At 63.2% G+C, this 12,404-nt stretch carries 15 protein-coding genes; 14 read left to right on the top strand and 1 reads right to left on the bottom strand.

Annotation, left to right across the window (positions count from 1 at the left end; translation table 11 throughout):
• From QUS11_00660 to QUS11_00685, 6 genes are all read left to right on the top strand, one after another.
• Complete coding sequence (locus tag QUS11_00660) at positions 1-1,158, top strand: 6-bladed beta-propeller (GenBank protein MDM7991805.1); 1,158 nt, start codon at positions 1-3, stop codon at positions 1,156-1,158.
• A gap of 121 nt (positions 1,159-1,279) precedes the next feature.
• Complete coding sequence (locus tag QUS11_00665; GenBank protein ID MDM7991806.1) at positions 1,280-3,553, top strand: TonB-dependent receptor; 2,274 nt, start codon at positions 1,280-1,282, stop codon at positions 3,551-3,553.
• A gap of 411 nt (positions 3,554-3,964) precedes the next feature.
• Complete coding sequence (locus QUS11_00670) at positions 3,965-4,510, top strand: cysteine hydrolase family protein (protein ID MDM7991807.1); 546 nt, start codon at positions 3,965-3,967, stop codon at positions 4,508-4,510.
• A gap of 307 nt (positions 4,511-4,817) precedes the next feature.
• Positions 4,818-5,207, top strand: a complete 390-nt coding sequence (locus tag QUS11_00675; protein MDM7991808.1) for a hypothetical protein — start codon at positions 4,818-4,820, stop codon at positions 5,205-5,207.
• Complete coding sequence (locus tag QUS11_00680; protein MDM7991809.1) at positions 5,204-5,701, top strand: GNAT family N-acetyltransferase; 498 nt, start codon at positions 5,204-5,206, stop codon at positions 5,699-5,701. The genes QUS11_00675 and QUS11_00680 overlap by 4 nt, the downstream gene beginning before the upstream one ends.
• Positions 5,691-6,398, top strand: a complete 708-nt coding sequence (locus QUS11_00685; protein MDM7991810.1) for a hypothetical protein — start codon at positions 5,691-5,693, stop codon at positions 6,396-6,398. Before QUS11_00680 ends, QUS11_00685 begins: the two co-directional genes overlap by 11 nt.
• Positions 6,399-6,408: 10 nt before the next feature.
• On the opposite strand, the gene QUS11_00690 is transcribed toward QUS11_00685, so the two are convergent.
• On the bottom strand, positions 6,409-7,047 hold the full coding sequence (locus tag QUS11_00690) for a TetR/AcrR family transcriptional regulator (protein ID MDM7991811.1): 639 nt from the start codon (positions 7,045-7,047) through the stop codon (positions 6,409-6,411).
• Positions 7,048-7,204: 157 nt separating this feature from the next.
• On the opposite strand from QUS11_00690, the gene QUS11_00695 reads away from it, so the two are divergent.
• The 8 genes from QUS11_00695 (at position 7,205) to QUS11_00730 (ending at position 12,094) form a co-directional block, all read left to right on the top strand.
• Positions 7,205-7,624: a pentapeptide repeat-containing protein gene (locus QUS11_00695; GenBank protein MDM7991812.1), complete on the top strand. Its 420-nt coding sequence runs from the start codon at positions 7,205-7,207 to the stop codon at positions 7,622-7,624.
• Positions 7,625-7,676: 52 nt separating this feature from the next.
• Positions 7,677-8,456, top strand: coding sequence for a class I SAM-dependent methyltransferase (locus QUS11_00700; protein ID MDM7991813.1), 780 nt, complete (start codon positions 7,677-7,679; stop codon positions 8,454-8,456).
• Between the two features lie 297 nt (positions 8,457-8,753).
• Positions 8,754-9,344, top strand: a complete 591-nt coding sequence (locus QUS11_00705; protein ID MDM7991814.1) for a hypothetical protein — start codon at positions 8,754-8,756, stop codon at positions 9,342-9,344.
• A 35-nt stretch (positions 9,345-9,379) separates the two neighbouring features.
• Complete coding sequence (locus QUS11_00710; protein MDM7991815.1) at positions 9,380-9,682, top strand: putative quinol monooxygenase; 303 nt, start codon at positions 9,380-9,382, stop codon at positions 9,680-9,682.
• Complete coding sequence (locus QUS11_00715; protein ID MDM7991816.1) at positions 9,655-10,443, top strand: hypothetical protein; 789 nt, start codon at positions 9,655-9,657, stop codon at positions 10,441-10,443. Before QUS11_00710 ends, QUS11_00715 begins: the two co-directional genes overlap by 28 nt.
• A gap of 196 nt (positions 10,444-10,639) precedes the next feature.
• A complete protein-coding gene (locus QUS11_00720) occupies positions 10,640-11,002 on the top strand; it encodes a hypothetical protein (protein ID MDM7991817.1) in 363 nt (120 codons plus the stop codon).
• 355 nt (positions 11,003-11,357) lie between these two features.
• Entirely contained in the window at positions 11,358-11,558 is a 201-nt protein-coding gene (locus QUS11_00725; protein MDM7991818.1) for a hypothetical protein, read from the top strand.
• 164 nt (positions 11,559-11,722) lie between these two features.
• Positions 11,723-12,094 (top strand): DUF3795 domain-containing protein, encoded by a 372-nt coding sequence (locus tag QUS11_00730; protein MDM7991819.1) that lies wholly within the window; start codon positions 11,723-11,725, stop codon positions 12,092-12,094.
• Positions 12,095-12,404: the final 310 nt, after the last annotated feature.

The raw sequence follows: 12,404 nt of genomic DNA on the forward strand, positions 1-12,404 counted from the left end.
ATGGTTGATGGGAGAGCCTCCTCGTATCCTTCGATACTCTCTGTTCTGTTCCGCCTTTTTGCGGTCTCTGCATTGGTGATCCAGCCGGGATGCGGTGATGGAGATGCACCGGAGCCCGTCGACGCCCCCGGCGGGGTGCCGGCCATCTCCGATCTCGTGGTGGTCGACTCGATCGGTATCGAGCTGGGTGATTCCAACTACGTCTTCGGAGCGATCCTGGACGGCTGCTTCCTCTCGGACGGCCGGATAGCTCTCGTCGATGTCATCGAGCGGAGAGTCTCCGTCTTTTCGGGCGAGGGTGCTTTCGTGGGATCGGTGGGGCGGTCCGGTGGAGGGCCGGGCGAGTTCGCCGCGCCCTACACCATTGCACCGCTGTCGAATGGAGGTTTCGCCGTTTTGGATGTCCAGGCGGGGAAGATCGTCTTCTTCGACTCCTGCCTCGTTCTGGAGCGCGAGATCACCGGGCTGCTGCCCATGGCGCCTTCTGCTCTCGGCTCGGGGCCGGAAGGCTCGGTGATCGGCAACAGGATGAACTACTACTTCGAGGGCGATGCCCTTTACAGGGGTGCGGACATCTGCGCCTGGTCATGTTCGTCCGAACCGGACAGCGTCTATCTCGGCGACTATGCGATGCATCCCGACACCGAGTACGACACTTTCAGCTTTGTGTCTTCCGAATCGGGTGCGCTCTATTGCACGCTCATCTCCCACGAGGAGTACAGGCTTCTCGGTCTGAGTGCGCCGGGAGACACGCTTTTCGCGGTCGACAGGCCCTGGCAGGAGACGCCGGTGACGGAGGAGGAACTGGAGGCAGCCAGACCATATCTCGTGATTCCCGGTCCGGGCAGCGAATCCACCAGCGAGGAGCTGTCAGCCGGCTGGGAGCCCGACCTGCTGCGGTATGCCGCCTTCATGTCCGGCTTCGATTCCGAACAGCGTCTCTGGATGCAATCGGGGAACGGCGAGACCGCATCGCAGGTCTTCGACCTCTACGACATGGCGGATGGCACCTTCATCCAGTCGGTTCGGACCACTCTCCCTCCGATCGCTCGTTACTGGACCTTCGTGGTCAGCCCACAGGGCATAATCGGCTGGGATCACAACCCCTCCGACTATCCCAGGGTCTACATCCTGGAGACCGTCCCGGGGGTCCGCTGACGAAATCCATCCTTCGATACTGTTGCCCAGGCTGAAATGGCCGGGCAAGGGCTTGCCCCGGTCTGGCGTGAAACGTATGATTCAATCATCTGATTGATCAACACAACGCCCCGGAGGCATCATGAAGGCTCTCCTGCTCATCCTGTCTGCCAGCGCCATGTCGACCGCCGCCGGAGAACTCCCCGGCGGGATCGCCGGCACGGTGCGCGACGCCGCCACTCTCTATCCGATCGTCGGAGCCACGGTCATGCTGGCAGGCACAGGCACAGGGACCATGACGGACGCCTCGGGCTTCTATCGGATCGAAGACGTGCAGGCAGGCTCGTACACCGTGAATGCATCCTGCGTCGGCTATGCCGTTCTCGCGGTGACGGACGCGATCGTCCGCCCCGGCAGGACCACCGACGTGGACTTCGACCTCGGGGTTTCGGCAACGGGCAGCACGACGATAACGGTGAGACCGGACTACTTTCCGGAGGCATCATCCTCCTCGTCCGGCGGGTCGTCCCTGTCGGGCGAGCAGGTGAGGCGTGCGCCGGGTTCCGCGGGCGACGTCGTCCGCGTGATCACCAGCCTGCCCTCCGTGGCGAAGTTCGACGACCAGTACAACGGCCTGGCGGTGCGCGGCGGCAATCCATCGGAAACCGGCTTCTACATCGACGGACTCGAGATGGCCAACATCAACCACTTCCCGCGCCAGGGCACCACCGGGGGAGGCCTTGGCATGGTGAATGTCGATCTCCTCGAGAACGTCACGTTCATGGCCGGGGGTTTCCCGTCCTGCTTCGGCGGCAGGCTGTCCTCGGTGATGGAACTGGAGCTTCGCGAGGGCGCACGGGATGGGTTCGAGGGCCAGCTCGACTTCGGCATGTCCGGCATCGGAGGCGTGGCCGAGGGCCCCCTGGACGGCGGGCGCGGATCCTGGCTCGCCTGTGCGCGGCACAGCTGGATAGACCTGCTCGTGGACATAGCGGACATCCCGACGGTAGCGAGCTACTCCGACTTCGCCTCGAAACTGGTGTACGATCTGTCCCCGGGGAACACGCTGTCGTTCGTGGGCGCCGGAGCCGTCGACCACTCCGACTACACACGCGACCAGGCATGGGACGACGGGAATCCTGATTACGGCGTCACGGACTCATGGAACGCTACTGCGGGTGCATCACTGCGCACGCTCTGGGGCGGAGGGAACGGCTACACGACCACGTCCCTCTCGGCCCAGGGCATCAGCTACGGCGGTGACTACGGCCGGACCAGCACCGGCAGTCCGCTGGCAATACAGAACTCCGTCGAGAGTTCGCTCTGGCTGAGAAGTGCGAGTACCTGGCTCGCCGGGGGAGGGGTGAGCATCGGCTTCGGCGCGGAGGGCGGATACTCGTCGGACACTTTCGACAACTGGTTTGCCCCTGACACGAGTTATACCGGCGAACCGCTTCCAGGTCTCGACCTGGAGACCGACAGGGAGGAGACGGACTACGGGCTGTTCGCGGATGCCTCCGTTCCTCTGCTGTCCGGGCTGACCGCCACTGCCGGCTCGAGGCTGGACCGCTCGGGGGATGGCTGCGGCCTGTCGCCCAGGGGATCCCTCAGATGCGAACTCACCGATCGGACGGCCGTAACGGCTGCGGGCGGGATCTACAGGCAGGATCTGCCATCGGATCTCGTGGCGAGGGGCGGCATCTTCGAGGACCTCGAGGGCCCTTCGGCGGTACACTATGTGCTCGGCTTCTCGCACCTCATACAGGACGAAACGAGATTTACGGTCGAACTCTACGACAAGGAGTACTCCGACCTGCCCTTCGATCCCACCCAGCCTGGTTTCGCTATCCTCGACGGCCTCGGCAGCGAGCAGAACCTCTACTCGTTCGACACGCTCGCCACTGGCGGCGTGGCCCGGTCCCTCGGGCTCGAACTGCTCGTCGAGAAGAAACTCGTGAGCGGCGTGTACGGCATCCTGGCCGGATCGTGGTCGACGGCGAGGTACAGGAATCCGGGCGAGCCCTGGCGCGACAGGATCTACGACAACCGCTTCACCTTCACCGCCGAGGGCGGCTACAAGCCGAACAGCAACTGGGAGTTCAGCGCGAGGTGGGTCTACGCTGGCGGAAGGCCTTACACGCCGCTTGACCTGGAGGCTTCGGCCCTCTACAACCGCACGATCCTCGACGAAACGAGGATCAACGGGGAGAGGCTTCCTTCCTTCCATTCCCTGAACATCCGGGCGGACCGCCGCTTCGCGTTCGAGGGTTCGAACCTCGTGGCCTACGCATCGCTGTGGAACGCATATGCGAGGCGCAACATCGCCACGGTCTACTGGAACGAGATCGAGCATCATCCCGACGAGATCCTCCAGTGGGGGATCATGCCGGTCCTCGGCCTCGAGTACGAGTTCTGACCGGCCGATTCCTGGTTTCAGATCCTTCAGATGCAATGGTATCTCATTGAATAACAACCTTATAACGCTTGCGCTGGGATGCTTATCCAATATGCCCGGCCGTGATCGGAATCGGTCCGCTCTCGCTGACCGTCTCTGACCGGTGCCCGGGTGACCACGCGACCGTGACCGGGGTCATGACCGGGATGACCGGGGTCAGGCTACTCGTGAAAAGCCGCAGGCAACTCCTTCTTCGAGCTATTCTGCCTGGTTCTCGTTATTGTGAACTGTCGGAGATGATGGTTTGGAGAGTGTCTGCGAACAGCAGTATTATTCAAGGGATAACCTGTAAAATGACTTTGGCTGCAACCTTCGGTAACGCTTGATATTACAGAGGCGGTTTCGGGAGTAGTCTGACCCCGGAGGTGGCCTGTGGTTGCACTCCTGCTGATCGACATCCAGAACGACTACTTCCCGGGAGGCGCGATGGAGGTGCCGGATGCGGAGACAGTCGCCGAGAAGGCCTCGGGGATGGTCGCAACCTTCAGGGAGAAGTCTCTGCCCGTGATCCATATACAGCATATCGCCGCTCGCCGCGGGGCGAGGTTCCTCCTGCCGGGCACGCATGGAGCGGAGATACATGTCTCGGTCGCACCGGCTCCGGGCGAACCGGTGTTCCAGAAGCACTTTCCAAGCGCCTTCCATCAGACGCCTCTGCTGGATCACCTGAGGGGCAGTGGCCTGTCGAGGCTCGTCATCGCCGGGATGATGACCCAGATGTGCATCGACTCGACAGTCCGTGCAGCCCAAGACCTGGGTTTCCGCAGTTCGCTCGCCAGCGACGCCTGCGCCGCCCGGCCGATGTCCTTCGGCGGAGTCACGGTGTCCGCCGACAGCGTCCAGGCAGCCTTTCTTTCCGCACTGGACGGTCTTTTCGCGAAGGTCGCCCCGGCAGGCGAACTGATCGCCGGTCTCTGATCCATCGCAGCGTAGACAGCAGAGTTTCATTTCACGTCGTCGCCGGTGGATCGGTCGGCCACCGGTGGCTATAGGATGCAGCTGAGCTCTGACAGGGATCTGGCTCTCGATGAGATTCCGGCTGCGACAGCGGACGTGCATATTCGAAGCCTGGGACGGGTTGCCGACGCTCATGGAAACATCGGTTTCCCCTGTAGGTCGCGGTGTCGCCTATCTGTCGGAAACGACCCGTCCATCCTTGATCATTGAAATGCCGGTGGATGTCAGAATACCGAACAATGCTCCGGCAGCACACCCCGGAGGAATGATGCCGATATCGAAGAGCGGCAGCGCGCTGATCGCCGGGGTGAAGGCCTCCCGGCTGGGCAGGATCGTGTCCGGAGATGCGGTGGAGAGGATGAACAGGGCCGTCGGAGGCGCATGGATCGGGGGAAGGCTCAGCGTCTCCGGGGGTGACCTGGTCTTCTCGCCATCCTGGCTGGACCGGCGCCTGCACGAAGGTCTCGCCGACATCACGATCCACCTGTCCTCGGTGAAGACCGTGCAGGCAGCCAGGGATCGTGCATCGGGAGCGATCGTCATCGACCTCGAAGGCGGCCGCTTCTGCTTCAGATGCAGTGGCGCCGAGAGTGCCGCCGAAGAGTTTGCGAAGATTGTCGACGATGCCAGCCGGGCGTCCAGGGATGATGCTGTGTGACCGATCAACCGCAGAGTCATCTCGACAAACCGCCGGGAGGGATCTCGATCCGTCAGGAGCGCCTCTCCGCGGAGGAGTACGTCGAGTTCCTCGCCAGGACCGACCTCGGCAGCCAGTACCCGATGGAACGTTTCCGGGAGAGGATCGGCAGGCTGGTCCGAAACGCCACGATCAGCCTGGTCGCCCGCAACGGGGCCGGAACCGTCGTCGGGGTCTGCTTCGGCCTGACCGATTTCGCCTACTGGCTATTGGTGACCGATCTAGGGATCGACAGGGGCTGCACCGGGAAGGGCATCGGCGGCGAGCTGATGCGCCTGGCCAGGGAGGCCGCGGGCGGCTCGAGGGATATCGTCGTGTTCGCCTATGCCAACGAGGAAGCCGTCGGCTTCTATGAGAAGATCGGCATGAAGCGGTCCGCCGACATGATGGAGCTGACCGGCGTCGACTGGACCAGCTTCACGGTAGGGCGGGATCCGGAGCAGGATGGGAGTTGAGACGGGCATGACCGCCGATGAGATGAAGGCCGTCGCCATCGAGCTAGGGGCCGATCTCTGCGGGATCGCCTCCGCAGAAAGGTTCTCGGGGGCGCCGTCCGGCTTCCACCCCCGCGACATTTCGCCCGAATGCCGGTCGGTGCTGGTGTTCGCCAGGAGACAGCCCGCCGGTTCGATGTCCGCCTCGAGCTGCATACCCTACACCTATGTCAACCGCCTGGTCACGGAGGAGGTGGATCGCCTCACCCTCGGCCTGTCGCGCAGGCTCGAGCTGGCCGGAGTGCCGAACGTGCCCGTCCCGTCGGACGACCCTTCCGAGTACTGGGAGCCTGAAAGGTCATATGCCCGCGGCATCCTGTCGCTCCGCCACGCCGGCCACCTCGCGGGGCTGGGCTTCCTGGGCCGTAACACTCTCCTCGTCAACGACAGGCTGGGCAGCATGATCCAGCTCGGAGCGCTCCTGCTCGGCGTGGATGTCGCGCAGGATCCGATCGCGACCTACGAGTCCTGCAGGGAGGGCTGCCGGCGCTGCATCGCGGCATGCCCCACTTCAGCCCTCGACGGCACTACTGTCGATCAGCAGAGATGCAGGCCTGTCTCCAACTCCAGGAGCGAGAGGGGATTCGTCCTGAAGAAGTGCTGGGAGTGCCGAAGGGTGTGTCCGAACCACGCCGGCATCCCGGGAGATCCACGGTAGCCGAACCCGGTCAGGGCTGGAAGCTCGAGAAAGCGGTATCCCTGAGCTCCGCCAGCCGCGCTTCCAGTTCCTCCGAAACAGCCGGTCTGCATCCCGTGATGAATTCGACCAGGGCCAGGATGATCCCCTGCCTGCCTGAAGGCGAGACGGCCTCCACCTGCTCGGGCATGAGCCCCGCCGACATCACGGCCAGCACTGCAGCGCCCAGACGCAGCCTCAGATCTGCCTCGGGAGCGCCCGAGGGCGACAGCAGCACGGTTGCCTCATCGAGGAACGACGAGAGGTGCCCGCCGAGTTCCACCCGGCTTTCCTCCATGACGCCGCTCTCGAACATGTGGGCGCGGACCACGCCAGGGTTGCGCTCGATCCCCTCGAGCATAATGGAAAGGGCTGCATAGAGCCTCGATGGGGCATCCAGGCTCCTGTCCTCGAGCACCTCGATCCAGTCTGCGAAACCGTGCGACAGCGTCAGCGAGAGAACCTGCCGCACCAGTTCGTCCTTGGACCCGAAGTAGTAGTTGACAGCGGCAGTGTTCACGCCGGCCTCGGCAGCGATTCGCCGGGTCGTGATCCCCCTTGCGCCATCCTTCTCCAGGATCCCGATGGCTGCGAAGATGATCCTCTCTCTTGCCCCGGTCTTCTCGTCCAATCCGTCCCCGATCGCTTGAATCATCCGCTTGATCCTGCTCTGAATCTAACGTCCTTCGTGCTTCACGGGGGAGTCGGATTCCGGCCCTCATGGCTTGACACCGCAGAGGCCGCTGGAGATCATGGGCAGCCGCATGCCTGTGGCGGGGGAGGATGCGATGGATCGGAACATCAAGTGCGGGATGAGCAGCGTAGAGCATGCCGACATTGTAGGATCGAGATTCACCGACGCGAACATGGAGGGTGCAGAGTTCCACGACGTGAATCTTGCCGGTGCCGATTTCGACAATGTGAACCTGAGCGGCGCGAGGTTCCACAACGCCAACATGAGCGATATCCGGGTGACGGCCGTGCAGATCGGCGGAGCCTCCTTCGGGTGCATCGGAACCCCTCCCGACTCGGAGGGACACCAGGCCAGGCAGAGGGCCGTCGTCTTCGAGAACGCGATGCTCTGCGACAGCCTCTTCAGGCGTGTCGACCTGTCAGGCTCCAGGATCGAGGAATGCGACCTCACCGGCGTGACCATCGACGGCATCCCCGTTGCCGACATGCTGGAAGCATGGAAGGCACGAAGGTAGCCTGTCTGCGGTGTCCATCGCGGACAGCCGTGCGGTAGACCGAGGAGGACGATTGCCGGAGTGCGACTGGGTTCTCGAACGGCCGGTCCCGGCCATCACGGACTGTCATTTCTACCACACCATGGATGTTCCCGGCCACGGGCTCGTGCACGGCGAATGGGACCTTCGCGGCAGGGAGGAGGAGTACCTGGGAGGTGTGGACGTATCGGGGAAGCGCGTTCTGGAACTCGGGACCGCCAGCGGTCACATCTGCTTCTGGATGGAGAGGATGGGCGCGGCGGTATCCGCACTCGACCTGTCGGGCGACCAGGAGTGGGACATGGTTCCCTACCATGGTCTGGATCTCGGCCGGCGCATCGCAGACCGACAGAGCCACATCGAACGCCTCAACAACGGATTCTGGTTCGCGCACGCGGCATTCGGATCCAAGGCTAGGGTCCACTACGGTTCCGTCTACGACATGCCCGAAGACGCCGGGCAGTTCGACATAGCCACGATGGGCTCGATCCTGCTCCATCTCAGGGATCCCTTTCTGGCCCTCCAGCGTCTGTCCGGCCATGTCGGCGAGACGATAATCGTGACGGACATGCGCCCGGGGCTGAAGTGCCGTGTGTTCGACCGGATCGGTGGTTTCCTGGGGATCCGGCCGTTGTACTTCCTGCCCGATGCGGGGCGGTGTGAACCGATCGATACCTGGTGGCGGCTCTCTCCGGGCCTGATCGCCGAGTTCCTCGGGATCGCGGGTTTCCCGGACGTCAGGATCACAAGGCACCGCCAGAAGTTGCAGGATCGCGAGATCGAGATGTTCACGGTCGTCGGAAGCCGGCGGTGAGCGGATGAGTCCGCCTTTCCGCAACGGCGGACGGTAGAACGGGAGAACGGAGAACAGGGTCAGGCTACTCAAGAACGGGGTCAGGCTACTCATGAAATGCCGTCGGGACGGGCGTTGGGTGACTTTGAGCCAGTGCCTTCTTTATCGGGCCTGTTCGTGAACACCGATTTGCAGGGCCTCTGCGAAGTGCAGTTTTCTTCAGCCGATAACCTGTAAAATGACCATGGCTTCAACATCATGGACCGCATCAGATTGCAGACGCGGTTTCGAGAGTAGTCTGACCCCGGGGAGGGGCTGATGACCAACAGGCGGATGCTGATGCTGATGGTCGGCGCGACCGTCCTCCTGGCAGCGGCATCCCTGATCCTGGGCCTCGCCGCCGGGCACCGGATACTCGTCTCGATGGGTTTCGCAAAGTTCGCCTCGGAGCTGGGCTCCATCCCCGGCTCCTCCGGCATCGTCGGGCTGGCGCTCACTCCTCTCATGTTCGCGATCGGGGTCGGCCTCACCTGGAAGGGCGCGAGCGAGTCGCGGATGAGGTCGGTCACGCGCGGGACCCTCGCAGGCAGCACCATACGCGTTGTGCCGAGGGATCCGGAGGACGGATACCGCATCTACAGCAGGGTTTCCTACTACGTCGACGGGGTGCGGTACGAGACCGAAGGCCCTCACGAGGACATCCACTCCTCCGGGGCGGAGGCGAGGAGGCGTCTCGAGGATCTGCATCCCGGAGACTCGATCCAGGTCTTCTACAAGCCCGGCGATCCAGGGACCGTGAATCTCGACTCCCCGCCGGGCCGGACGGCACTAGTCCGGCTCCTCGGGCTGGTCATCACGATGGGCGGCCTGTGGTCGGCATTCATCGGCGGGGTGGTGCTCTCCGGCTGAAGCTGCGGTCTGCGAACGTAAGCGAGGTGGAAGGAATGGACAGGATCGCCTTGAACGTCGAGATCGAGTGCACTCCCGGGTCGAGGGAACATGTCCTCGATGCCCTGGCATCGCACCGGGAGAGATGTCTGGCAGGGGAGCCCGGAACGCTCCAGTTCGAGATCATGGTCCCTTCCGACGACCCGGCGAGGATCTACCTCTTCGAGCTGTACAGGGACGACGAGGCGTTGAAGGCCCACGTCGGAGGCGCCAGCATCGCCCGTTACCGCGGGGAGATCGCATCCTGGGTGAAGGAGACGAGGATCAGCAGGTGTTCCCTCTTCTGCGGGCCGGCGTGACCGACCTCACGGTCTGCACGCTCGACCGGAAGCCGGAGTTCAGAGACCGGATCGACCTGCTCAGCGCCGGATCATGGCCGCGTTTCCTGCTCCACGGCAGCGTCTCCCGCTGGCACCTGCTGTTCGATGCCTTCCCCCGGTATCAGATCCTGCTGTTCGACCCGGCCGGCGACCTGATCGCCGCGGGCCATACCGTACCCCTTGCCTGGGACGGCACCCTGTCCGACCTGCCCTCCTCGATCGACGACATCCTGCTCAGGGCCGAAAGCGACGCCGGGTGCGGCAGGAAGCCCGATACCCTCTCCGCTCTCGCGGCGATGGTGGATGCGGGGCATCGCGGTTGCGGCCTCAGCGGCATCCTGGTGGAGGAGATGAGGGCTCTCGCACGACGTCTGTCGTGCACCGGCCTGATCGCGCCGGTGCGGCCGACGTGGAAGAGCCGCTACCCGCTGACGCCCTTCGGACGCTATGTCGAGTGGAAGCGGGCCGATGGAACCCCCTTCGACCCCTGGATCCGGGTGCACCGGCGCCTCGGAGCCGAGCCTCTCTGCATCGCGCCTGACACCCTCACCGTGGAGGGCTCCGTCGACGACTGGGAGGGCTGGACCGGGATGGAGTTCCCCGAGACCGGGCCTTACGTCGTGCCCGGCGCCCTCCAGCCCGTTTCGATCGACCGCGAGCTAGACCTGGGAAGGTACGAGGACCCGAACCTGTGGATGCTGCATCGCCTGGAACGTGAGCCGGGAATCATGCAACCGTGATGAAGCCGGAGCCCTCCTCCGCGGACGCAAGCCGCGGGTTGAGACCCTGGAGGCTGCGATGGTGTCTGCCGCCGGTTTGGCCGTTCTGATTCAAGGGCTGATCCTCCAGGGCTCCGTCGGTGCATCTCCCGGATCTGCTGCGCTTACGACCGATGAGCTGATCACATCGATGCTTCAGGCGCTGCCGGGGGAGAGCGTGCTTTGGAGGGATGCCACTGACTGGATCGGCGAAGTCGACTTCCTCGAGACCGGCTCCCCGGCTGACTCGGGCATGACGGTATCAGAGGCATTCAGCCCCGACAGTACGTATCGATCCATGGTCATCCGTGACCTGGGGCTGAGCCAGGAGCGGCTGTTCGTCGAAGACTCAGGCACTGGCCGCAGGTTCGCCCTGGAATGGCCGCAGAGGCTCCCATGGCGCCCGGTGTCGGGGTTAGTCTGGATTTCTGACAGCCTGCTCGTGTTCACTCAATGGTCCCAGCCGGGCTTCGGGTACTGCTATGCCGTGGATGTTCCGGGGCAGAGGCTCGTGCTCGCACTGGCCCTGTCCGGGGAGTGAGCGCGGCTTGCCGCATCTTTGCATCGAGCGCCATCCGCCTAGGGGCAAGCACCGCTTCGGAGGGGAGACGGGGATGTCGCATGCAGGAGTCGGACAGGCCCTACGGTGAGTCGCTTATCCTGCATAAGTGCAAGCCCTGGCGCATGAACCTCTAGTTCAATGTACCCGTCTGAAATGAGTCTGAAACGGGATCCCTATTCTGCCAATCCGCTTCTTGACGCGATTATGCAGCACCGTGATGTTGAGGCCAACTAGCAGGATGGGAGCGAGTACTGGCAAAAGCAAACTCTGCAGAATCAGTGTTCGGCGGACTCGACGGAGAGTCGTTCGAGCGGCTGATGAAGGAGGCGGGTGAATGGCGGAGAATCCCGGCAAGGTCCCAGCCCCGGGAGAGATGATAGCTCTCGCGGCGGGCATGGGAGTCGCAGTCGGTGCCGGAATCGGCGTCGCCATGGAGAGCATTGCTCTCGGAGCGGGTATCGGCGCTGCACTAGGGGTGGCCATCGGAGTTGGCCTCGCCCAAAAGCGCAAAGGCGGCGGAGACGAGGGCAAGTGACCGAACGGCGAGCGTGCGATGAACGGAGGCGACCGGGTCACTGAGGGACGCTCTGCTGTCGCAATGTGCCTCGAGCCCACTGACAACGGCCGAGGGTTGCAGGCGTCATACACTCTGTGGCGTCCCGAACCGCAACCGCGGACCAAGCGCCGCCGAACAAGGCGATGAACCTGCCAAGCGGCGCGGCGCAGGAGCGTGCAGCCGCTTCGCGGCAGCCCGCTACGGTGGTGGACGCCGCTTGCAGGTTATCGCCAGTGTTCCCGAAGCGCTGCGCGCTTCGGGAAAAAGCTGTCAGGGAATGGGCAAAGCTGAACAATGCTCCGATCAGACCGGAACATATCAACTGCACCGGATGTAAATCGCTGGGCGCCAGGACATACTACTGCGATCAACTGTGTGAAACCAGGAAATGCGCTTTGGATAAGTCCGTCGGTACATGTGCGGACTGCTCCGACTATCCCTGCTCTGTACTCGACAAGACTCTCCAGATGGCTCCGCAAGCAAAGGCAACGCTCGATGAACTGAAGAAGAAGTAGAATCGCCGAACCAGACGTTCCGCTGGATCGCGGCCCTTGCGGGTCTCTGCCGGTGAGTCTCGTGTCGGGCCAGATCAGGTTTTTCTCCGTATCGTTCTAGCAAGTGGAATGGACATCGTCTATGCTGCCAAGCATTTTGGCAACGCTGAGAGTAAAAAGGCATACACGATTCATCATCTGCGTACGAAATGGCTTATCGAAAGCCTCCGGAACAACGCTGGAATCAGTGAATGGTGATCCCCCCGACGAGTTATTGCCGGAATGACGAACTCATGATGAGCTGGTGCAATCTGGTGCCGCCTGACGAGGA

Source organism: Candidatus Fermentibacter sp., from assembly GCA_030373045.1.
In the GTDB taxonomy this organism is placed as follows: Bacteria; Fermentibacterota; Fermentibacteria; order Fermentibacterales; family Fermentibacteraceae; genus Fermentibacter.

Bases quoted from the DNA above. Each gene is read 5' to 3' on its own strand.
- QUS11_00665 (MDM7991806.1), top strand. From the start codon at position 1,280: ATGAAGGCTCTCCTGCTCATCCTGTCTGCCAGCGCCATGTCGACCGCC.
- QUS11_00705 (MDM7991814.1), top strand. From the start codon at position 8,754: ATGACCAACAGGCGGATGCTGATGCTGATGGTCGGCGCGACCGTCCTC.
- QUS11_00695 (MDM7991812.1), top strand. From the start codon at position 7,205: ATGGATCGGAACATCAAGTGCGGGATGAGCAGCGTAGAGCATGCCGAC.
- QUS11_00685 (MDM7991810.1), top strand. From the start codon at position 5,691: ATGGGAGTTGAGACGGGCATGACCGCCGATGAGATGAAGGCCGTCGCC.
- QUS11_00710 (MDM7991815.1), top strand. From the start codon at position 9,380: ATGGACAGGATCGCCTTGAACGTCGAGATCGAGTGCACTCCCGGGTCG.
- QUS11_00725 (MDM7991818.1), top strand. From the start codon at position 11,358: ATGGCGGAGAATCCCGGCAAGGTCCCAGCCCCGGGAGAGATGATAGCT.
- QUS11_00675 (MDM7991808.1), top strand. From the start codon at position 4,818: ATGCCGATATCGAAGAGCGGCAGCGCGCTGATCGCCGGGGTGAAGGCC.
- QUS11_00660 (MDM7991805.1), top strand. From the start codon at position 1: ATGGTTGATGGGAGAGCCTCCTCGTATCCTTCGATACTCTCTGTTCTG.
- QUS11_00730 (MDM7991819.1), top strand. From the start codon at position 11,723: ATGAACCTGCCAAGCGGCGCGGCGCAGGAGCGTGCAGCCGCTTCGCGG.